Source organism: Streptomyces sp. NPDC001100, assembly GCF_053598575.1.
Genome location: NZ_JBSFKO010000036.1, coordinates 45,418 through 66,745 on the forward strand (window position 1 = coordinate 45,418; position 21,328 = coordinate 66,745).

The 21,328-nt window shown below is 68.2% G+C and carries 15 protein-coding genes and 1 pseudogene; 7 read left to right on the top strand and 9 right to left on the bottom strand.

Features of this window, described 5'->3' with window-relative positions; all coding sequences use genetic code 11:
• Positions 1 to 77: 77 nt before the first annotated feature.
• The 4 genes and pseudogenes from ACWDEW_RS37805 to ACWDEW_RS37820 form a co-directional block, all read left to right on the top strand.
• Positions 78 to 944, top strand: a pseudogene (locus tag ACWDEW_RS37805) (helix-turn-helix domain-containing protein); the annotation flags it as partial.
• A 34-nt stretch (positions 945 to 978) separates the two neighbouring features.
• On the top strand, positions 979 to 1,539 hold the full coding sequence (locus ACWDEW_RS37810) for a Uma2 family endonuclease (protein ID WP_450519163.1): 561 nt from the start codon (positions 979 to 981) through the stop codon (positions 1,537 to 1,539).
• Between the two features lie 108 nt (positions 1,540 to 1,647).
• The gene (locus ACWDEW_RS37815; RefSeq protein WP_450519165.1) at positions 1,648 to 4,260 is read left to right on the top strand and encodes a hypothetical protein; all 2,613 of its coding nucleotides are present in this window, start codon (positions 1,648 to 1,650) and stop codon (positions 4,258 to 4,260) included.
• Between the two features lie 17 nt (positions 4,261 to 4,277).
• Entirely contained in the window at positions 4,278 to 5,450 is a 1,173-nt protein-coding gene (locus ACWDEW_RS37820) for a hypothetical protein (protein WP_450519167.1), read from the top strand.
• 73 nt (positions 5,451 to 5,523) lie between these two features.
• Here ACWDEW_RS37820 and ACWDEW_RS37825 read toward each other — a convergent pair whose 3' ends face one another.
• The 9 genes from ACWDEW_RS37825 to ACWDEW_RS37865 form a co-directional block, all read right to left on the bottom strand.
• Complete coding sequence (locus ACWDEW_RS37825) at positions 5,524 to 6,045, bottom strand: hypothetical protein (protein ID WP_450519169.1); 522 nt, start codon at positions 6,043 to 6,045, stop codon at positions 5,524 to 5,526.
• On the bottom strand, positions 6,042 to 7,961 hold the full coding sequence (locus ACWDEW_RS37830; protein WP_450519171.1) for a hypothetical protein: 1,920 nt from the start codon (positions 7,959 to 7,961) through the stop codon (positions 6,042 to 6,044). The genes ACWDEW_RS37825 and ACWDEW_RS37830 overlap by 4 nt, the downstream gene beginning before the upstream one ends.
• Before the next feature lie 169 nt (positions 7,962 to 8,130).
• Entirely contained in the window at positions 8,131 to 8,550 is a 420-nt protein-coding gene (locus ACWDEW_RS37835; protein WP_450519173.1) for a hypothetical protein, read from the bottom strand.
• Between the two features lie 55 nt (positions 8,551 to 8,605).
• Positions 8,606 to 11,683, bottom strand: a complete 3,078-nt coding sequence (locus ACWDEW_RS37840; RefSeq protein ID WP_450519175.1) for a glycosyl hydrolase 115 family protein — start codon at positions 11,681 to 11,683, stop codon at positions 8,606 to 8,608.
• 183 nt (positions 11,684 to 11,866) lie between these two features.
• Positions 11,867 to 13,060: an elongation factor Tu gene (tuf, locus tag ACWDEW_RS37845; RefSeq protein ID WP_019072299.1), complete on the bottom strand. Its 1,194-nt coding sequence runs from the start codon at positions 13,058 to 13,060 to the stop codon at positions 11,867 to 11,869.
• Positions 13,061 to 13,203: 143 nt separating this feature from the next.
• Positions 13,204 to 15,333, bottom strand: coding sequence for an elongation factor G (fusA, locus tag ACWDEW_RS37850; protein WP_381255166.1), 2,130 nt, complete (start codon positions 15,331 to 15,333; stop codon positions 13,204 to 13,206).
• Between the two features lie 39 nt (positions 15,334 to 15,372).
• Positions 15,373 to 15,843 (bottom strand): 30S ribosomal protein S7, encoded by a 471-nt coding sequence (gene rpsG / locus ACWDEW_RS37855; RefSeq protein ID WP_005481264.1) that lies wholly within the window; start codon positions 15,841 to 15,843, stop codon positions 15,373 to 15,375.
• 3 nt (positions 15,844 to 15,846) lie between these two features.
• Complete coding sequence (gene rpsL, locus ACWDEW_RS37860; protein ID WP_003948652.1) at positions 15,847 to 16,218, bottom strand: 30S ribosomal protein S12; 372 nt, start codon at positions 16,216 to 16,218, stop codon at positions 15,847 to 15,849.
• A gap of 309 nt (positions 16,219 to 16,527) precedes the next feature.
• On the bottom strand, positions 16,528 to 17,073 hold the full coding sequence (locus ACWDEW_RS37865) for a DUF1707 and DUF4190 domain-containing protein (RefSeq protein WP_450519178.1): 546 nt from the start codon (positions 17,071 to 17,073) through the stop codon (positions 16,528 to 16,530).
• A 331-nt stretch (positions 17,074 to 17,404) separates the two neighbouring features.
• Here ACWDEW_RS37865 and ACWDEW_RS37870 point away from each other — a divergent pair, with 331 nt between their 5' ends.
• The 3 genes from ACWDEW_RS37870 (at position 17,405) to ACWDEW_RS37880 (ending at position 21,319) form a co-directional block, all read left to right on the top strand.
• Positions 17,405 to 18,112 (top strand): Crp/Fnr family transcriptional regulator, encoded by a 708-nt coding sequence (locus tag ACWDEW_RS37870; RefSeq protein WP_450519180.1) that lies wholly within the window; start codon positions 17,405 to 17,407, stop codon positions 18,110 to 18,112.
• A 163-nt stretch (positions 18,113 to 18,275) separates the two neighbouring features.
• Complete coding sequence (locus tag ACWDEW_RS37875; RefSeq protein ID WP_450519182.1) at positions 18,276 to 19,133, top strand: hypothetical protein; 858 nt, start codon at positions 18,276 to 18,278, stop codon at positions 19,131 to 19,133.
• Positions 19,130 to 21,319 (top strand): hypothetical protein, encoded by a 2,190-nt coding sequence (locus ACWDEW_RS37880; RefSeq protein ID WP_450519184.1) that lies wholly within the window; start codon positions 19,130 to 19,132, stop codon positions 21,317 to 21,319. The genes ACWDEW_RS37875 and ACWDEW_RS37880 overlap by 4 nt, the downstream gene beginning before the upstream one ends.
• The last annotated feature ends 9 nt before the right edge of the window (positions 21,320 to 21,328 follow it).

A 21,328-nucleotide genomic window follows, 5' to 3' on the forward strand; every position in this document is an offset into this window, starting at 1 on the left:
CAGACATACGACGGCCCTCGCCGGGACTGGCATCCCAAAGCGAGGGCCTGACCACCAAGGAAGAGAACAGCTTCCCGATGGATACACGCGACATTACCGCGACCCCGCACGTCGAGTCCCGGCACACCGCCGACAAACACCCGAACCAGCGGCACCGGCCAACCGGCAGTGGACTCACGCACGACAACTCCCGCCACACCACCCGCTTCACGGTGATCGGCAACCACCTCGCCCAGCGCCCGGACTTGTCGGCCCTGGCGATCGGCCTCGGCGTCCACATCCAGTCGCTCCCCGCAGGCTCCCGCGCCGACATCAACACCCTCGCCGCCCGCTTCCCCGAGGGCAGGACCCGAATCGCCGCCGCGCTACGGGAGTTGGAGACCCACGGCTACCTCCGCCGCGAACGCCACCGCATCCCCAACGGCCGCATCATCACCCGCACGATCTCCTGCAACCAGCCCGGCGGCCGTAGAGACCACATGGAATCCCACGCGCCGCCGAAAGCACCCGCGCCCCGGCGCGAACGGGCACCCCGCAAGCCCCTGCCCGCCGTACCGCGCCCCGCGTACCCGGCCCCTGCCCTCCTCCAGACGGCCACAGACCTGCTCACAGATCTCCGCCGCCACGCCCCCGACCTGCTCCTGTCGGCCTGCGACACAGCCCACCTGGCCCCGGGGGTCGCGGCCTGGCTGGAGCGAGACGTCAGCCCCACAGCCGTACGCAACGCACTGACCACGGATCTGCCCCCCGAAGGACTGCGACGGCCGACAGCCCTCCTGGCCCACCGCCTGACGGCCCAACTCCCGCCCCCACCACCGTTCCGCGCCCCGGCCCCACCACCGCCGGTCCGGCACCCCCTCCAGAACTGCGACAGCTGCGACCGCGCCTTCCGCTCCCCCACCCCAGGCCACTGCCACGACTGCCGAACCGATCTCCCGGAGGCCACCCAGCGTGAAGGGGACGATCCAGTACCGGGCCATGAGGGACTTTCTGCGGTCGATGGACGACACCCTTCCCGGCAGGTTCGAGATCACCAAGGAAGGGATCGTCCACGACATGGTGTCGCCGGGAGGACCGCACGAGGTCACGGCAGCACGCATCAGTCGGCGCCTTGAAAAAGTCATGCCGGACGAGTTCCTGGCTCACAACGGGACCCCCGACGTGGAGGACGAGCCCGAGGGGATCATGCGTGACCCTGACGTCATGGTGATCGCCTGGAGCGACCTGGACACCCAGGCCTCCATCGATCCGCACACACTCGTCGCGGCCATCGAAGTCGTCTCCCGCTCCACCCCGGACAACGACTGGGTCGGCAAGATGCGCGACTATCCCCTGATCGGGATCCCCACCTACGCCGTCTTCGACCCCCGCACCGGCATGGGCGCCGTCCTCACCGACATCCACGCCACCCCCGACGGCCCCCGCTACGCCACCCGTAAGGACTTCGTCTACGGCGAGGCCGTCACCATCGCCGAGTGGACCATCTCGACGGAGGGCCTGCCGTGGTACCCGGATCAGGGCTCCGCGAAACACCACTGACCGCTCACCGGCACAAACGACCCCGATCCGGCCACAGGGGTACCGATCAACAAAGGCGAAGCACAAGACTCCCCGCACACGCCATAGATGCGTACAACGGGGGAAAAAGTGACTGACCTGTTCCGTTTTGTTGCGCTGCGCGCGCCCGTGCGCACCGCACCGACACATTCCATAGACCTGCAGTCGTCCAGCGCGTTCCAGAAGGCGCTGGCCGCGGCCCGGCAGAGCGAGAGTCCGGTCGACGCCGCGCAGCAGGTGGCCGGGCGGTATCTGATCGGCGACTACGGGCCGGGGTTCATCAAGGAGAGCGACGCGATCCCGGACCAGGGCGCCTACGACAAGCTCACCGCGACCGCCGCGACCGCTCAGCACGCCGCGGATCTGACCGCCGTGATCAAGTCGGGGTTCGGGAAGACGCCGCAGGTCCTGGTCGCCGACGCGGGTTTCAAGCTCTTCGTGCAGAACGTGCACGACACGATCGTCGCCCTTTTCCTGCTGCCGGCCACGCGCTCGCACCCGATCAGCGATCTCGCCCAGCTCACCCGTCTGACAGGGCTGATCACACGGGTGGCGGCGGCCGACACCTCGCTGGAGAACGCCGGTGAGATCCAGCGCGCGCTGAGCGAATCGTTGGTACTGCCGACCGCGGTGTTCCCCTTGCGGGGCGGTCTGCCGCAGCCGGTCGGTGTCGGGGACCTGCTCGTCGTCAAGCAGCAGCTCACCCGGTACGAGCCCGGGGATGTCGCGAACATCGAGAACATCCTCAAGGGCGAGAAGCGGGAGAAGCTCACACACCACAACCTGACACTCGACACGACCGTGGTGACGGAGACCTCGAAGACGACGGAGACGACGACCTCGCTCGACGTGACCGAGCGGTTCGACTTCAAGAACGAGGTGCAGAACACCGTCAGCGAGGATCTGTCGATCAACGGCGGTGTGAACGTCTCCGCGAAGTACGGCGCCGTGGAGATCAACGCGAATGCGAGCGTGGCCTACAAGCTGTCGAAGGAGGAGTCCACCAAGGTCGCGACCGATCACGCGCGGGACGTGACGAACCGGGCGGCGACGAAGGTCACCGAGACCGTGCGGCGGCAGGAGACGACCCGCACCATCGAGGTGCTCAAGGACCGGGAACTCCACTCGTTCGAGAACACCGGCCCGGGCAACGCGAACGTGAGCGGCGTCTACCAGTGGGTGAACAAGGTCTACGAGGCACAGACCTTCAACTACGGCAGCCGCCTGATGTTCGACCTCACGGTCCCGGAACCGGCGGCCTTCATCGTCGATGCCACCACGGTGAAGGGCGTCCAGGCGACGATCACACCGCCCGAGCCCTTCGTCGTCGTCAACGACGGTACGAACGCACCGCACTGGCGCGCGGTCCAGCCCGGTGACCTCGGCCCGGACGGGCTCCTCAAGTCGGGCGTCGTCTCCCGGCCGCTCACGCCCGCCGACGTGTCCTCGGAGCCCGACTCGGCCACGTACTACGGCACGTTCATGGGCAAGTACGGCGCCATGGGTGTCAACGCGCCCCCGGAACCCTTCACCACCGTCACGAAGAGCCTCACCGGGAACAAGGACGACCACGACCACCTGGCGGTCGTGGACGATCTGACGATCCCGCAGGGCTACCAGGCGACGGCCATCACCGCCCAGGGCGCCTTCACCCTCTTCGAGGAGGAGGACGGCGACGAGCGGATGTGGGTGTTCGTCGGCAAGCACCGCTTCGAGTGCAAGGGCGCCGGCAGCCTGCCGCCCGGCGCCGCGCTGCTGCCCGACCCCACCAACACGGTGGTCAACGAGCAGGGCAGCATGCCCATCGCCGTGGAGACCCAGCAGGCGCGGGACTTCGCGGTCACGGTCGAGGTGGCGTGCGCACGGACCGACACCGCGCTGGAGCAGTGGCGGCTCGACACGTACAACTCGCTGGTCAACGCCCACGAGAATCTGGTGAGTGTCTACCAGGACAAGGTGAAGGCCCAGGCGGTGCAGGCGGCCACCACCGTGTCGCTCGGCGGCAATCCGGCGCAGAACAGGCTGATCGAACGCGCGGAACTCAAGAAGGCGTGCATCGCCCTCCTCTCCGGCACCGATCTCTACGACGCGAACATCGACGACGTCAAGGTGAACACCACCGTGCCCGCGTTCCCGCGCCCGAACGTTCCGCCGCACTCGAACCAGAACGTCGTCGGCTCCGACCAGGAGGCGTTCATCCGCTTCTTCGAGCAGGCCTTCGAGTGGGAACACATGATGTACGTGTTCTACCCGTACTACTGGGCCCGTCGCGAGACGTGGTACGCCAACGCGCTCGCGGACGACCCCGACCCGCTGTTCGCCGAGTTCCTCAAGGCGGGCGCCGCCCGGGTCGTCGTACCCGTCCGCCCTCAACTTGAAGGCGACGTACGGTACTTCCTCATGATCGGGCAGATCTGGAGCGGCGGTGCCGTGCCGGGCATCACCGACACCGACTACCTCCCGATCACCGAGGAGATCCGCGCCCGCGACGACGCGCCCGGCGACGAGGTACCGCAGGGCGATCCCTGGGAGGTCTCGCTGCCGACCACCCTCGTCAGGCTCAGGGCGGACGAGACGCTGCCGGAGTGGCGCAAGTTCCAGGTCGACGGCCGTGACTTCTGGGTGCCCGGCCGCATCGTGGCCGGCAAATGGATCCCCGACTTCGGGAAACTCGACAGCCACGGCAACTGGACCCCTCAGTGAAGGGCCGGTGACCCTTCGTGACCGCGAACAGCTATGTCTTCTTCGGCTCGGAGCCGCAGTTCGTCCTCATCGTGGCGGGGATCCACGAGAGCGAGCAGGGCGGCATCGAGGTGGCGCACTGGATCCGGACCAAGCTGGCGGCCCGGAAGAAGCCGACCCGCTTCGGGGCGGTCGTCATCCCCGACGTCTTTCCCGAACGGGGGCTCCTTGCCCGCGCCGACGAGTGGAAGCGCGGAGACACGGACAACACCTGGCGGGACATCCCGCGCCCCGGCGGTGCGGACTTTCACCCCTCCCGCCATTTCCCCCCGCCGGGAGAGCCGTTGAGCGCCCTGAAGAGAGGGCTGCTGATCGGCCGGGACGGCACTGAGTTGCGGGAAAGCAAACTGACGCTGCCCCAGTTGCCGGAGATCCGGTACGTCATCCAGTTCGTCGAGCAGTTCCAGCCGATCAGAATCGTCAGCGTCCACGGCACCCATCCGGTGACCAGGGACGAGCTGCCGGGCAAAAAGGCCCAGACCGGCATGAGCAACGACGACATCAAGAACTGGGACGGCGTCTCCGCCATCAAGGGGGTGAACTTCCCGGGCATCTTCGTCGACCCGAGATACAAACTCGGCAAGGACTGCCCGAAGTTCGATCTGGAGATCTGCAAGTTCGACCCCCTCCTGGACCCGGCCTTCCCGGTGCAGAGCGCGGGAAAGGACGGCAAGGGGACGGACCGGCGCTTCGACTCGGCACGCACCCAGGAAGGCAGGGCGGACGACGCTCTCGCCCTCAAGGCCGCACAGGCCATCGCCAAGCTGGACCCGACGCTCGTACGCGGCAATCACGTGGCCGAGGCCGTTCCCGTCGTCCACTACGCCAAGGCGAGCACTACGCCCGAGGCCTTCTCCCTCGGCGACTGGGGCCCCGTCGAAGTCCCCTCCTCGAAGGGCCTCGGCGCACGTCCCGGCGCCCCCGTGTTCACCGTCGAGGTCGACGACAACCAGGAGAGCTGGGCCTTCCTCGACGGGGTTCAGATGATGTCCGAGAAGGGAGAAGCCCTGGTGCAGACCCCGTCTCCGGAGCTACGGGCGGCCAAGAACCCCGGGCGGAAGATCCTGCCGGCGAAGTTCAACAAGACACGGTCCGAGCAACTGCAGGCGTACGCCCAGGGAATCATCGACACCATCCTGGAGATGCCCTGACAGTCGTCGCCCTGGCTGCGGTTACCGCACCGGCCCCCGCAGCCAGGGCCACCGCATCGTCATGCTTCGTCTGTCACCTGCACCCCAAAGTCTTGAGGGTCGCCGGGAAGTAGGCCCGCATGAACTTCTCGATGTCTTTGCGGTGGGTGTGGTCCATGAGGCGGATCTGGGGGACTTGGAGGGTGAGGGTGAAGTATTTGCCACCTTTGGTCTTGCAGGGGGCGATCGAGATGGCCCCGTCAGTGCCGACGATCGTCTTGTAGGTGGAGTCCATGCTCCGGGGTTCCGTCACACGCGAGACCGATCCGGTGTTCTTGGCCAGATACATGAGGTCCGTCTCGCTGTCGCGCCATGAAAAGCGGAAGCCAAGCACTACATCTCGCCCGGACAGCACCAAGCAGGGAGCGGTGATTGCCTCTGCCCGGTCAACGCGATCGTACTCATGCCAGTCCTGGGTAGACGTCACAAGCGGACGCGCCAGATTGGGATCGATACGTGTACCACAGATCACGCCTGGAATTCCCTTGTCGCTGGAACTACCGCAGGACACAACGAGAGCAGATGAGAGGAACAGGATACAGAGACGCACCTTCACCTAGATCGCTCCCCAGACATCCCGGTCGCACGATCCATACCGTCCTCAGCTGATCGGCTGATCTCCGCCTGCGGATCAAAGTGCACGCCACCATCTTGCGAATGCGCCCTTTTCCATTCATTGGCAAGGGCCATCAGCTGACCGTTCCTCTTGGTGTACGCCTGGACATTGTCGTCCGCCTGCTTACTGTCCAGCCGCCGCTGCTCATCAGCCAGCCACTGGTCCGTCACATAGTCAAACCCCGTCTGCACATCCCCGCTAACCACAGGGATAAAGCTGATCGCCTTGTCGAAGAGCGGCTTGGTCTCGAACTCTGCGACCTTCGGGTCCCCCGCGGCCTGGACCCGGGCCTCCTCCAGGAAACCGACGGTGCGGCCGGCCGCGCTGAGGGAAGCGGCCGAGTTGGAGTGGTCGTTGTGGATAGCGGACACCATTGCCTGGTTCATTCCGCCGTTCAACGTGCCGTACGCCCCCTCGTCCTTGGACACCTGCTTCGCGACCTCGAAAAGCCGATGCTGGTCCAAGGGAGAATGGGCGACATCGACCTCGCTCATGGCCGCATGCACCGTATCCCCATGACTGATCAGCACATTGGCCATCGGCTTCCGCAGCGACGGCGGAAATTCGTCGCCACTGTCCGACAGATACGTCAACGCCGACTTGAACACCGCATCGTTCGTCGCCCGGTCCCCCACCCGTGCCCCATGCGGATCCGCCGGATCGATCCCCGTCGTCGCCGCCTGCAACGCCGCCCCGAATCCCGCCCGGTCGTCACCGTCCAACCGGGGGACATGGTGGCCGCCCTTCGAAAGGCCCTCGTCGTTCAGGGTGACATTCCAGTCGCGGTCCTTCATGAGGTATTTCATGTGGGCGTCAGAATGGAGATAGCGCGCGGCCTCGGCGGGGTCGCGGCTCATGATGCCGAGCATGCCGTCGACGGGGTCGTTGGCGAACCAACCGTCGCGCGCCCCGGCGTACGTACCCTTCACCCGCCAGATCCCGGGGTGCTTCTTCTCCGCCGCGATCATGTCGTCGGTGAGGTCCTCGACCATTTCGGGTGCGTACCCGTGGCCGTTCCGCATCAGCGTGACCAGCGACTGGTAGCCGACCGCCTTGTCGAGGTGGAGGCCCTGGGCGTCGGTGGCGTAGTGCTGGAGGCCCGCGTGCCGCATGTCGGTGCGCCACTTCCGGTACCAGTCCGAGTTCGGATGCCTCGTCGCCGCCGCCAGCGTGTCCGCCAAGCCCGTCTCGATCGTCGCGTACGTGCCCGCACCGGCACCGCCCCGGACATGGATACGGTCGTTCAGCTCGTTCGTGAGTCGGAGCGTGTCCGTCGCGCCCAGGTCGTCCAGAAGCGTCCGCGCGAACACCTCGTCGCCGCTGTTGTCGCGGAAGGACCTTTCCAGTTCGGCGAGTTGAGCGTCCGTCAACTCGTCGCCCCTGCTGAGCCTTTCCAGGTACCGGTCCGTCTCCTCGGCCTCGTACCGTTCTACGTCACCCATCGCCCTGCCGTTGAACCCCCGCCCGCCGGCGAGCAGTTCGGAGTCGACCACGACGCCCGCCAGCGCGATCCGGACGCCCGTGTCCGCATCTGTCACATCACGCACCGCCTTGGCGATCCGGTCCTGCCACGACTGCACGGCATACGGATCGGCGGGGGTGGCGGGCTGGTCGGGGCCGGGGCTCACCACCCCCTGCTCCGAGACCCGCATGCCCGCCCGGATCGCGTCCCAGCGCGCCGCCTCCACCCGGCCCCGCAGCTCCACGAACCGCTCGTGCGCGTCCCGCAGCAGCGACGCGATCCCCTTGGCCTCGGTCTGCGCGTACTGGAACTCCTTGAGCGTGGTGTCGAAGCGGGCGTTCGCCGCGTCAGCGCTGAGCCCGGTCCACGTCGTGCCCATGGAGATGCCGTGCACGTCCCGCCGGTACGCCGTCTCCTGCTTCTCGAACTCGCCCGCCATGCCGTCCCAGCACTCGGCCGCCGTGGTCAGCGCGGCGAGGTCGGTGGTCATGATCTCGTGATACGTCGGCATGCGCCCAGTCGCCCCAATGGTTCCGATGACCTCAACACGTCTCCAGCCGACCTCAGTACGTGTCCAGCGAGGACTGCTGTCGCAACGTCGGCCCCACCGCCAGATCCGTACTCGTCAGCACCGCGTTCCCGCTCCGCAGCGCGTCCTTCTCCGCGCCGAGCCGGTCCATCAGGTTCTTCACCTGGTCCGCCCACGCCCCCTGTGCCTTCTTGAGAGCGGCCGAGGTGAGCCACCCGTCCCCGTCCTTCGCCGCGAACTCCCGTACGGCGGCGCCGTTCTCCTCGTCCGCCCAGCGCCCCGCCGCGAGCGTGTCGGGCTCGATGCGCTCCTCGATCGCCTTCGCCGCCGCCCGTTTCTCCCCCGGCGAGGACACCAGCTTCCCCGGTGCCGAGCTCAGTGCCGAGCCCGGAGCCGAAACGCCCAACTCCCTCGGCACACCCGACACACCCAGCACGCCCGGCACACTCGACATACCCACCACACCCGGCACCCTCGACCCACTCAGCACGCCCACCACGCCCCCTTCGCTACACCCGCCGACTCTCCAACGGCCCCAGGTACAGCGCCGGCAGACCCCCCGTGTCGATCACGAGCCGCTGCAGCACCACCGTCGGGTCCACCATCCAGAACTTCAACCGGTGGACCCCCGCCTTCGTCACGGAGTGTTTCGTCGACGTCGCATTGACGTTGTCGGAGGTGTTGCGGGCCCACACCGTGTTCAACAGCCCGTCATCAGCACCGACGTTGATGTCGACGGTCTCGATCGGGCCGCCGTCCAGGGAGACGCCGTAGCGCAGACCGCCCGTCGGCAACGCAGGGTTACGAGGGGACAGGTACGCCCACACCGTCACCTCACCCCCGGAGGGCGCTGACACCAGACCCACCTCGTACTCCAGCCGTGGCGAACCCGCCCCACCCGGCGTCTGTCTGGGCAGCGTCACGGGCCACGGCGTCACCCCCGCACCCGTCCGCCCGATGCCGTCGATACGACGCCACCCGCCGACCGCCCGGTCGTAGTGCTCCGCGTCGATCGCTACGTAACCGCCCGCCTCCACGAACCCCCGCAGCCCTCGCTGTTCCCGAGCCGACGGCTTCTCCGCGACGCACGTGACAGCCACCGACGCCCCCGCACCGGTCACCGTCAGCACCCCCTCCGCACGCCCGACCGGCACCCGCGCCCAGTCCACCCCCACCTCCACCCGCACCTGCCGCTCCACCCGCCCCCGCGACCGCTCCACCGCCAACCACGGCACCGCCGACGTGTCGATCCGGTAATCGAAGGGCGTACGCCCCCGGTTGAACACCTCGACGAACTGCTGCGGCCGCGTCTGATACGGACTGAACACAGGCAGCACGGCCGCCCCCGTCCCCGACGCACCCCCTGGCCACCACACCGCCGTCTCCGGACCCTCCACCGCCACCCCCATCTCCGCCCCCTCCCCCACCGCAATCCGCCGCACCGCCGGAAACAGCACATCCGGCAACGCCACGTTGTCCTTCTCCGGCTGCTGCCACCCGGCATTGGGCCCGTACCGCTCCACATCCCCGTAGTCGATGTGCGGCTGCGTCTGGAAGCCGCGCCATTTCCCGCCCGCCACAACCGAGTTGAAGCGGTCGGCGAGGGCGAAGTCCCGCGCGAGGGCCGCCTCCGCCGCGTCCGCCAGGGCGTTGGTCGCGGCCCTCCCCTGCGCCGCGTACAGCAGGTTCGTGAACTCGGCCGACCGCAGCTCGTACAGGTTGGCGGTCGCCAGCACCTCGTACCCGACGAGTTCGAACCATGCGTCCCGCACCCCGCCGCCCGGCAGCCGCCGCCCGATCCGCTCGGCCCGGCGCCCCAGCTCCCGCCACTCCGCCGTGACCCGCTCCAACTCCCGGTGCCCGAAGGCGAACGGCGTCTGCTGGTCGTCGTAGACCACCTGGCCGTCGACGAGAGTGATCCGCCGGTTCAGCAACTCCGGCTTGCGGCGGGCCTGCAACTGCCCGTACGCGGCCAGCACCGAGGCGATCTCGTCGGCCTGCCCCGCTCCGAAGTTCTGCCGCGCGTACCGCCGTTCCCACTGCCCGAGTCGTGAGAGATCCCAACCCCCCGGATTCCAGGCGTAGTTGAGGAAGAACTCGGTCGGCAGCTCGTTCCCCTTCAGATCGCCCACGTTCGCGACCCACAACCCCCGATTCCCGTACGCGTGCGCCGCGTGCAGTTGCTCCCAGACGTTCCGCAGGTTCGCCGTGTCCACCCACTTGTAGTTCCGTCCGGCGCCCACGTAGTCGAAGTGGTAGTAGAGCCCGTGACCCCCGGTCCGTTCCCCCTCCCCCGCCGCATCCGGATGCTTGCGGATGTTCCCCCAGTTGTCGTCCGTCAGTACGACGGTGACGTCGTCCGGCGCCCTCAACCCCCGGTCCCAGTACCGCTGGACCTCCTTGTAGAGCGTCCACACCTGCGGGGTCTCCGCCGCCGGGCGGCCCGTCACCTCCTCGATGATCTGCCGCTGGGCCGCGATGATCTCCTGCATGAGTTCAATACCGTCGCCGTCCGGGAGGCTCGTGTCGCCGTTGCCGCGCATGCCGAGCGTGACGACGCCCCCGAAGCCCTGGTCGGCCATGCGTTGCACGCCGGCCCGCCAATAGGCGCGGATCGCCTGGGAGTTGAGCCGGTACGACCACTCACCCGTGCCGCCGTACGGATCGTGCCCCGGTGTCACGATCGCGCCGGAGGAGTCGCGGACGGCGGCCACGGCGTGCCGGTTCCACTCCTCGATGCCGCGCATCATGGGCGCCTCGTGCGACGTGCCCATGACAACTCCGTACTCCGCAGCCCGCCGGTGGTTCTCCGGGTCGTCCTCCGCGAAGGCCCGTCCCCACACCGCCGGCCAGAGGTAGTTCCCCTTCAGCCGCAGCAGCACCTCGAAGACCTTGCCGTAGAAGTCCGCGGTGAAGCCGCCCGGATACCCCGGCGCCTTGCCCGGACCGAAGTAGGCCGGCGCCCAGGTCCCCAGCGCCGGGTTCTCGTCGTTGATGAAGAAGCCGCGGTACTTCACCGCCGGCGTGCCCTGCGAGTACCGGCCCGGCAGCACCCACACCTCGTCGCGATGCGTCGGCGGTACGTCGTCCCACCAGTGCCAGGGCGAGACCCCGATGCCGTACGACACGTCGTACGCGCCGAAGATCGTGCCGCGCGGGTCGCTCCCCGCGACGACGAACGCCCGCTCCACACCCGGCATCGGGCGCTCGACCACCGTCTGCAGCGAGGTCTCCCACCTGCCGCGGATCCCGGACACGTCCAGTCTCCCGGCGGCCACCAAGCCGTCGATGAGCGCGCTGCGGCCGATCGTGCCGACCAGCACCACCTCACGCGCGAGCTCCCCACCGGGGCGTACGCCGGTGACGCGTTCGATGTCGTCGCGCAGATCCCCTGCTACCCGTACGACTCCGGGGTGATCGTCGGGGTCCACCACGACCGGGGCTCCGACCAGGGGGAAGGCACCCGTCGTACGTGAGAAGGAGATGTACGCACCCGCCTCGACAGACCGCGGGACCCCCGACGACAGCACCGGCACCGCGGCAAGTCCCGCACCCAGAACGGCTCTTCGACTCACGTACCCACTCATGACTCATCCCTCCCAAGCGAATTTGCTCAGCGGCATGACAAATGGTGGGACGAGCGACCGGAGGGGACAACGGGTCGTACGCGCCGAATAGTTTCGTAACAGCCGGCCCCGCAACGACAAAGAGGCCCGTACGACCGAAGTCGTACGGGCCTCCCCGGAAACTACAACCGGGTCAGATCAGAACTACTTGTTGATCTTGGTGACCTGGCCGGCGCCCACCGTGCGGCCACCCTCACGGATGGCGAACTTCAGGCCCTCTTCCATGGCGACGGGCTGGATGAGCGAAACGGTCATCTCAGTGTTGTCGCCCGGCATGACCATCTCGGTGCCCTCGGGGAGGGTCACGACGCCGGTCACGTCCGTGGTGCGGAAGTAGAACTGGGGACGGTAGTTGTTGAAGAACGGCGTGTGACGGCCACCCTCGTCCTTGGACAGGATGTACGCCTGGGCCTCGAACTCCGTGTGCGGGGTGACCGAGCCGGGCTTGATGATGACCTGGCCGCGCTCGACGTCCTCGCGCTTGATGCCACGGAGGAGGAGACCGACGTTCTCACCGGCCTGGCCCTCGTCGAGCAGCTTGCGGAACATCTCGATGCCGGTGACCGTGGTGGTGGTCTTCTCCTGCTTGATGCCGATGATGTCAACGGTCTCGTTGACCTTCAGGACACCACGCTCGATACGGCCGGTGACGACCGTACCGCGACCGGTGATCGTGAAGACGTCCTCGACGGGCATGAGGAACGGCTTGTCGACGTCACGCTCGGGGGTCGGGATCGACTCGTCGACGGCGGCCATCAGGTCGAGGACCGTCTGGCCCCACTCCTTGTCGCCCTCAAGAGCCTTGAGCGCCGAGACCTTGACGACCGGAAGGTCGTCGCCCGGGAACTCGTACTCGGAGAGGAGCTCACGGACCTCGAGCTCGACGAGCTCCAGGATCTCCTCGTCGTCCACCATGTCGGCCTTGTTCAGGGCTACGACGATGTACGGAACGCCGACCTGGCGGGCCAGGAGCACGTGCTCCTTGGTCTGCGGCATCGGGCCGTCGGTGGCCGCGACCACGAGGATCGCGCCGTCCATCTGCGCGGCACCCGTGATCATGTTCTTGATGTAGTCCGCGTGACCGGGGCAGTCGACGTGGGCGTAGTGACGCGTCTCGGTCTGGTACTCGACGTGCGCGATCGAGATCGTGATACCGCGCTGGCGCTCCTCGGGAGCCTTGTCGATCTGGTCGAAGGCCGAGGCCTCGTTCAGGTCCGGGTACGCGTCGTGCAGCACCTTGGTAATGGCGGCCGTGAGGGTCGTCTTACCGTGGTCGATGTGACCGATGGTGCCGATGTTGACGTGCGGCTTAGTCCGCTCGAACTTTGCCTTCGCCACTGGGGTCCTCCTGCGGAGTGGTTCTGGTACGCCTTACTCATCGGCGCCAGGTGATCTTTGCTGGGATGCCGCCCGCCGGGCTCTGCCCTCCCGGGTGAGCCCCGGCGGTCGGTGTCAAGCCTAAAGCGTGTAAACGCTGTGTGTTACTCGCCCTTGGCCTTCGCGATGATCTCCTCGGCGACGTTCCGGGGAACCTCGGCGTAGGAGTCGAACTGCATCGAGTAGCTTGCGCGACCCGAGGTCTTGCTGCGGAGGTCGCCGACGTAGCCGAACATCTCCGAGAGCGGCACGAGGCCCCTCACGACGCGGGCACCGGCACGCTCCTCCATGGCCTGGATCTGACCACGGCGGGAGTTGATGTCGCCGATGACCTCGCCCATGTAGTCCTCGGGCGTGGTGACCTCGACGGCCATCATCGGCTCAAGGAGCACGGGAGACGCCTTGCGGGCGGCCTCCTTGAACGCCTGCGAACCGGCGATCTTGAACGCGAGCTCGGAGGAGTCGACCTCGTGGTAGGCACCGTCGAGCAGCGTGATGCGGACGCCCGTCATCTCGTACCCGGCGAGGATGCCGAACTGCATGGCCTCCTGCGCACCGGCGTCCACCGACGGGATGTACTCCCGCGGGATACGGCCACCGGTGACCTTGTTCACGAACTCGTACGCCGGACCGTCGGTCTCGGTGATCGGCTCGATCGCGATCTGCACCTTGGCGAACTGACCGGTACCACCGGTCTGCTTCTTGTGGGTGTAGTCCACGCGCTCGACGGCCTTACGGATCGTCTCACGGTAGGCGACCTGCGGCTTGCCGACGTTGGCCTCGACCTTGAACTCACGGCGCATACGGTCGACCAGCACCTCAAGGTGCAGCTCGCCCATACCGCCGATGATCGTCTGGCCGGTCTCCTCGTCCGAGTGGACCTGGAAGGAGGGGTCCTCCTCCGCGAGACGCTGGATGGCGACACCCAGCTTCTCCTGGTCGCCCTTGGACTTGGGCTCGATCGCGACCTGGATGACCGGCGCCGGGAAGTCCATGGACTCCAGGATCACCGGGTTCTTGTCGTCGGACAGCGTCTCACCGGTGGTGGTCTGCTTCAGGCCCATGACGGCGACGATGTCGCCGGCGCCCACCGAGTCGATCTCCTCACGCTTGTTCGCGTGCATGCGGTAGATCTTGCCGATGCGCTCCTTCTTGCCCTTGACCGAGTTCAGCACTGCCGAACCCGCCTCCAGGCGGCCCGAGTAGACCCGGACGAAGGTGAGCTTGCCCAGGTGCGGGTCGCTCATGATCTTGAACGCGAGCGCGGACAGCGGCTCGTCCACGGACGGCTTGCGCTTGACGACCAGCTCCGGGTCCTTCACGTCGTGGCCCTCGATGGCCTCGACGTCCAGGGGAGTCGGCAGGTAGCGCACGACCGCGTCGAGCAGGGGCTGGACGCCCTTGTTCTTGAACGCGGTACCGCAGAACACCGGGGTGACCGTGGTGTCCTTGGACTTGCCGGACGCGATGGTGATACGACGGATCGCGGCGTACAGCTGCTCCTCGGTGGGCTCCTGGCCCTCCAGGTACAGCTCCATGATCTCTTCGTCGTTCTCCGCGACGGCCTCGACGAGCTTGTTGTGCCACTCCTCGGCGGCCTCGGTGTGCGTGGCCGGGATGTCGACGACGTCGTACATCTCGCCCTTCGCGGCCTCGGCGGACCACACGAGCGCCTTCATGCGGACCAGGTCCACAACGCCCTTGAAGTCCATCTCGGCGCCGATCGGCAGCTGCATGACGAGCGGCTGGGCGCCCAGGCGGTCCGAGATCATGTCCACGCAGCGGTGGAACTCGGCGCCGGTACGGTCCAGCTTGTTCACGAAGCAGATGCGCGGCACGCCGTAACGGTCGGCCTGACGCCACACCGTCTCGGACTGCGGCTCGACACCGGCGACACCGTCGAACACCGTGACGGCACCGTCGAGGACGCGCAGCGAGCGCTCCACCTCGACGGTGAAGTCGACGTGCCCCGGGGTGTCGATGATGTTGATCGTGTAGTCGTTGTCCTCAAGCGGCCAGTGACAGGTGGTGGCAGCAGAGGTGATCGTGATGCCACGCTCCTGCTCCTGCTCCATCCAGTCCATGGTGGCGGCGCCGTCGTGGACTTCACCGATCTTGTAGCTGACGCCGGTGTAGAAGAGGATCCGCTCGGTGGTGGTCGTCTTGCCCGCGTCGATGTGGGCCATGATCCCGATGTTGCGGACCTTGGCCAGGTCAAGTGAAGTGGTAGCCATAAGGCTTCAGTCTTCTCTCGGTCTCGATGGGGTCTGCGACTACCAGCGGTAGTGCGCGAAGGCCTTGTTGGACTCGGCCATCTTGTGGGTGTCCTCGCGCTTCTTGACGGCCGCGCCGAGGCCGTTCGAAGCGTCGAGAAGTTCGTTGAGCAGACGCTCGGTCATGGTCTTCTCGCGACGGGCGCGGGAGTAGCCGACCAGCCAGCGCAGCGCGAGCGTGTTGGCGCGACCGGGCTTGACCTCGATCGGAACCTGGTACGTCGCACCACCGACACGGCGGGACTTGACCTCAAGCGTGGGCTTGATGTTCTCCAGCGCGCGCTTCAGCGTGATGACCGGGTCGTTGCTGGTCTTCTCGCGCAGGCCCTCCATGGCGCCGTACACGATGCGCTCGGCGGTGGAGCGCTTGCCGTTCAGCAGGACCTTGTTGATCAGGGAGGTGACAAGAGGAGAACCGTAGACCGGGTCGATGATGACCGGGCGCTTCGGGGCGGGGCCCTTACGAGGCATTTTCTACTTCTCCTTCTTGGCGCCGTAGCGGCTGCGGGCCTGCTTGCGGTTCTTGACACCCTGGGTGTCAAGGGAGCCGCGGATGATCTTGTAGCGAACACCGGGCAGGTCCTTCACACGACCGCCACGCACGAGCACGATGGAGTGCTCCTGCAGGTTGTGTCCCTCACCCGGAATGTAAGCCGTGACCTCGATCCCGCTGGTCAGACGCACACGCGCGACCTTACGCAGGGCCGAGTTCGGCTTCTTCGGGGTGGTCGTGAACACACGCGTGCAGACGCCGCGACGCTGAGGGGAACCCTCAAGTGCGGGCGTCTTGTTCTTCTCGACCTTGTCCTGCCGGCCCTTCCGGACCAGCTGCTGGATCGTAGGCACTACTTCTCCGGTTTCTGTGTGCCGATGGTGAAGCTAACCTGGAACGTCGCCGACCCACGCGGTCGGGTGTGTCGAATCCCGCAGACTTTCGCCGGGCAGCAAAAGGGGCGCAGATTGCGGTGGCCAGTGTCGGCCCCCTTAGTGCGGTTCAAGGCACGCACGAGGGCCAGGGCACACCCCAGGCACAAGGTCTGAGCGTACCTACCTCATTCGCTGCGGTCAAAACAAATGGGTGTCACCCACGGCTCGGCGCGGAACAAGCCGAAGCCGCACCCCCTCCGCGATCTTCGAATCTACGGTCCGGAGGGGTCAGGTGGAGCTCGCCCCGGCCACCACCAGCAGCATGAGGAACAGGGTCCAGGCGCTCACGGCGAACCACCCGAAGACCAGCCCGGTCAGCGCCAGCCCGTCACCGCCCTCGCCGGTCCGCCGTATCTCCGCGCGGGCGGTGTGCCCCAGGATCACCGCGGGGATGCCGGTCAGGCCCAGCGTCGGCACGGTCAGCAGGCCGCAGACCAGGGCGCCGACCGCCTTGCCGTTGGTCGGCGGCAGCGGAGCCGGCAGGAAGGTCGGCGGCACCGGCCGGAAACCCGGCGGCGGCACCTGGACGACCGTCGCCTGCGGCCCCTGGGGCAGATCGGCGACCAGCAGCATCAACTCGCCGACCGTACGAGCGTCGTAGGCCCGCGCGACCCGCTTCTCCAGCTCGTCCTCCCGCAGCCGCCCCTCGGCGAAGCCCGCCCGGAGCACGTCCACGGTCCGCTCACGGTCGGCGGTCGCCGCCAGCATCGACGCCCCGCCCTGCCCGTGCCACGGCTGCGCCCCCTGCCCCTGCCACGGTGTCGGGTACGACACGGAACACCTCCCCCGGCGCCGGAGACCGAATGCCTCCATGATGCTCCAACGTGCCGAAAACGGAAGCGGTTCCCCTGCGACGCCATGGAGCGGCTGCCTCGGCGGAAAACGAGGTGACCGCCCCGGACTCGACGCGCCCCCCCGGAGGTCCGGCCGAGAAGTTCGGCCGAAACGCGTGGACGTCACCGTGACGCGCCGGGCTTCGCGCACTTGTCCGCGTAGCGCTGATCCGCCCGGTCATCTCGCCGGCTGCCCGGATCCAGCCGGTGCCCCGCACACGGTCGACGCGCTTTCAGTAGCTTGACCGGCTGGGCGACGATCGGGGGATCCCATGGCGGGAACACGCCTGCCCGACGACAGCGGGCTGGACGACCAGGTGCCCTTCCTGGCTCGGCTGGAGACCAAGGACGAGGCCGCCCTGCTGGAGCAGGGGCACACTCTGGAGTTCGCGGCCCGCGAGACGCTGGTGCGGCAGTACGAGCCGTCGACCCTGGTCTATTTCATTCTGAGCGGCTGGTGCAAGGTGAGCGCCGCCTCCGGCGACGGCTATGTGGCACTGCTCGCGCTGCGCGGCCCCGGCGACGTCGTCGGGGAGTCCGCCGCGGTGACGGGGCGACCGCGCTCGGCGACCGTGACCGCGCTGGGACCGGTCTCGGCCATGGCGGTCAGGGGCGAACACTTCACCGAGTTCCTGGACTGCCACCCCGCGGCCACCGCGGCCCTGCTGGCGCTCCTCGCCGACCGCGCCCGCGCCTCCGACCGGCGCCGGCTCGAATTCGCCTCCATGCCCGCACGGCAGCGGCTCGCCGTCCTGCTCCTGGACCTGGCCCGGGTGCACGGCCGTGTCACACCCAAGGGCATCGAGCTGGACGTTCCGCTCACCAAGGAGGAGCTGGCCGGCTCGGTCGGCGTGTCCCGCCGGATGATCCAGCGTCTCCTGCAGGAACTGCGGGCGTACGAGGCCGTGGTCACCGGCCACCGCGCCCTGCTGATCACCCGGCCGGACATCCTGCTGCGGCTGGCCCACCCCGCCCCCTGACGACACCGCGCCCCAGGAGCCCCGGAGTTCTCCGGGCGGCACGGCGTGCCCGGCTGTGGACTGTGCACTTTTTCCCGGTTGAAAGGCGTCAGCCGCGGCAGAGACGGACCGCCCTTCGCCGTCACGCTGCTCACGGCCCGACCGCGAACGGAGAGAGGCACTCATGAACGACCCGGTGAGCCGGACCATGCTCCTCATCGACATCGAGAACTACAGCGGGCGCGACGATCACGAACAGGCCTATCTGCGGCGCATGTTGTTCGACATCAGTGACCGTGCCGAGGAGAGCGCCGGCATCGACAAGACCCTGCGGCTGCGCGCCGACCGGGGCGACGCGGTCATCGAGCTGATCGACGCCCATTCGTCGGTCCCCGCTCTGCTGCGCGCGCTGATCACCGACGTACCGGCACAGCTGCACGCCGTGAACCGGATGGCGTCGACCTCGGCGCAGATCCGGCTGCGGGCCGTCGTCGCCGACGGCTACGTGCGGATAGACGACCACGACGGCTGGGTCGGCGACGACCTCAACCTCGCCTGCCGGCTCCTCGACGCCGATCTGCTGCGCGCCGCCCTGCGGGAACGCGAGAACGACTTCGCGCTGTGCGTCTCGGAGGGGGTGTACCGGGGGATCGTGCGGCACGACCATCAAGGCGTCCCGAAGCAGGACTTCCACGAAGTGACGGTGGACAGCAAGAACGGGGATCTCCGGGCCTGGCTGCACGGGCCGGTTCCGGTAGCGCGCGGGGCGGGCGCAAGGGATTCCGTACGGCGACCGGCACCCGCCCCCGCACCGTCACCAGCACCAGCACCAGCACCAGCACCAGCACCAGCACCAGCCGCCGGCGAAACCCCGGGCAGCCGTTCCATCTCCATCGGCGACAACTCGAAGATCGGCGGCAGCGTCGTCGGCGGAGACCAGACAGGCGCCTCCGGAGACCACGTTCACGTACGGGACCTCCATCTGGGCGGCCACGTCGGTTCCGCCGACCAGGACGACACCGACCGGGGCGGGTCCGAATGACCGCCGGCCCGGCGGACGGAGCGCCGAAGCAACCCGGCGGTGACAACACGGCGGACGACAAGGCGCCCAAGCCGTCCGAGACCGAGCAGTCCGGCACGGAGGAACAGACCGAGGAGGAGGACCGCCCGCAGGACGCCTGGGCCGCTCGCCGCGATCTGGTCGACCACAGCCCGCGGGCCATCGACGTCGGCTCCCACGCGCGGTTCGGCGGCAGCGTCGTCGCCGGCGACCAGACGGCCGTGACGGGCGACGCACGCGACGTGTACATGGGCGCCAGGACCGAGAACTACTACATCGGGGTGTCCGCCGCCTCCCACTCCTCCGGCGAGGTCCCGAAGACCACCCTCACGCGGACCGACCGCACCTTCGTCACCGACGGCACCGCCTTCGACACCCTCACCCGGCGCATCAGCACCGAGCTGGCCCTCACCGTCTCCGGCGGTCGCTTCACGGGCCGTCGGACCGCCGCCCTGGTGGCTCTCCACCGCATGGGCGTCTCACCGATCCATCTGCTGGCGCGCGACACCACACCGCAGTCCCTCCCCGGACTGCTCGCCCAGGGCGACAACCAGGGCCACGGATACGTCCTGTGCGACCTCACCACCCGCCGGGACCAGCCGTTGCAGGAGGCACACCTCCTCGCCGTACGCGACCAACTCCTCAAGAGCGGCGCCTACTTGGTGATCACCGTGGACCCCTCGGCGGTCCTGGAGGACATCACCCCCCTCGACTGGCGGCCACCTGCCCCCGCCGACGTACTGACGGCGCATCTGCGGGTACTCACCGGTGAACCGAGGGCCCGGGAACTGCTGGCGCTGCCGCAGGTCGGGGAGTTCCTCACGCACGGCCACCAGTTGCGCGAGGTGGTCGCCTTCGCCGGGCTGCTCAGCCGCCACGCGGCCGGAGAGGAGAGCGAGGCCGCCGTCGGCGACTTCTCGCGGGGTGCGCTGGAGAGCCAGATCCAGGAGTGGTTCGAAGCGGAGGAGAAGGCGGTCCCGCTGCGCGACAAGGCGTTCCTCGTCGCACTGGCCGCCTTCGACGACGGCCCGTACGCTCTCACCGCCGAACTGAGCGACCTCCTCTACACGTTCCTCCAGGAGACCGAGAACCCGGCCGCGCGGCCGTACGTCCCGGTGTTCGGCACCCATATCGGCAAGCGCCTGCAACTCGCCCGCGCCCACGAGTACGTGAAGACCGTGCGGACGGAGTGGGGCCCGGTCCTGCTGTCGAAGGCCGCCTACGAGGACGGGCGGGCCTGGCAGGTCCTGCTGACCGTGGTGTGGACCCGGCACCCGTCGGCGAGACCCGCTCTCGTCAAGTGGCTGGCCCGGCTCGCCCGCGACGGACGGCCCCTGGTCCACACCCGCGCCGCGTCGACCGCCGCCGTCCTCGCCCTGACGGACCTCCCGTCCGCGATGGCCCTGGTCATCGAGCCGTGGGGGATGTCCCGGCGCTACCGGGACCGGCTCGCCGCCGTCAACGCCCTCACCCTCGGCCACCTCATCGGCACCCCCAACATCCCGGAGATCCTCGACTCCTGGTCCGGGGCCGACGAGGACGCCCTGCGCTGGGTCGCCATCCGCGTGTACGGCCTGATCGGCGACGAACGCCCGGAGCAGGCCCTCGCGGCGCTCCGCGGCGCCGCCCGCAAGCAGTACGAGCAGGACGACGAGGACGACGAGGACGAACTGATGGTCGACCACCTCGCGGCGTCCGTCGGGCTCCTGCTGATATCACCGGCCAGCGAGACGGTCCTCGCCGGGCTCGTGGCGAAACTCGACGACGACCAGGCCGTCCACGACCTCGCCGTCCGCGGCTTCCTCAGCGCCTGCAAACACCAGCAGGACGACAAACCGTCCGGTGTCCCGTCCGTCCTCGGCTGGTACGCCCGTGCCGCGGGCGGCGACGGCACGACGGCCCGGGGCATCACCACGCTCTGGCGCGCGGCCCTGGGCGACCTCCGGCACACGGACGCCGCGCTCGCGGCCCTGCGCGACTGGGTGCTCGCCGCCGACCGTGAACCCGCGGCGGAATGGGCCCTCGCCGCCCTGCTCCCGACCCTGGTGGCGACGGACGCCGACCACCAGCGGCTGAGCCATCTGCTGCGCACGATGCACGGCGAGGACGGCGCGTCCCCACCCCTCGTCGCGGCCCGTCTGCTGACGGTCCTGCCCCGACCCCGCTGAGGCACAGGA

What these genes read in the sequence shown, in the direction of transcription:
- ACWDEW_RS37810 (WP_450519163.1), top strand. Translation starts at nt 979, where the DNA reads ATGAGGGACTTTCTGCGGTCGATGGACGACACCCTTCCCGGCAGGTTC.
- ACWDEW_RS37835 (WP_450519173.1), bottom strand. Translation starts at nt 8,550, where the DNA reads ATGTCGAGTGTGCCGGGCGTGCTGGGTGTGTCGGGTGTGCCGAGGGAG.
- ACWDEW_RS37840 (WP_450519175.1), bottom strand. Translation starts at nt 11,683, where the DNA reads ATGAGTGGGTACGTGAGTCGAAGAGCCGTTCTGGGTGCGGGACTTGCC.
- fusA (WP_381255166.1), bottom strand. Translation starts at nt 15,333, where the DNA reads ATGGCTACCACTTCACTTGACCTGGCCAAGGTCCGCAACATCGGGATC.
- rpsG (WP_005481264.1), bottom strand. Translation starts at nt 15,843, where the DNA reads ATGCCTCGTAAGGGCCCCGCCCCGAAGCGCCCGGTCATCATCGACCCG.
- ACWDEW_RS37870 (WP_450519180.1), top strand. Translation starts at nt 17,405, where the DNA reads ATGGCGGGAACACGCCTGCCCGACGACAGCGGGCTGGACGACCAGGTG.
- ACWDEW_RS37875 (WP_450519182.1), top strand. Translation starts at nt 18,276, where the DNA reads ATGAACGACCCGGTGAGCCGGACCATGCTCCTCATCGACATCGAGAAC.
- ACWDEW_RS37880 (WP_450519184.1), top strand. Translation starts at nt 19,130, where the DNA reads ATGACCGCCGGCCCGGCGGACGGAGCGCCGAAGCAACCCGGCGGTGAC.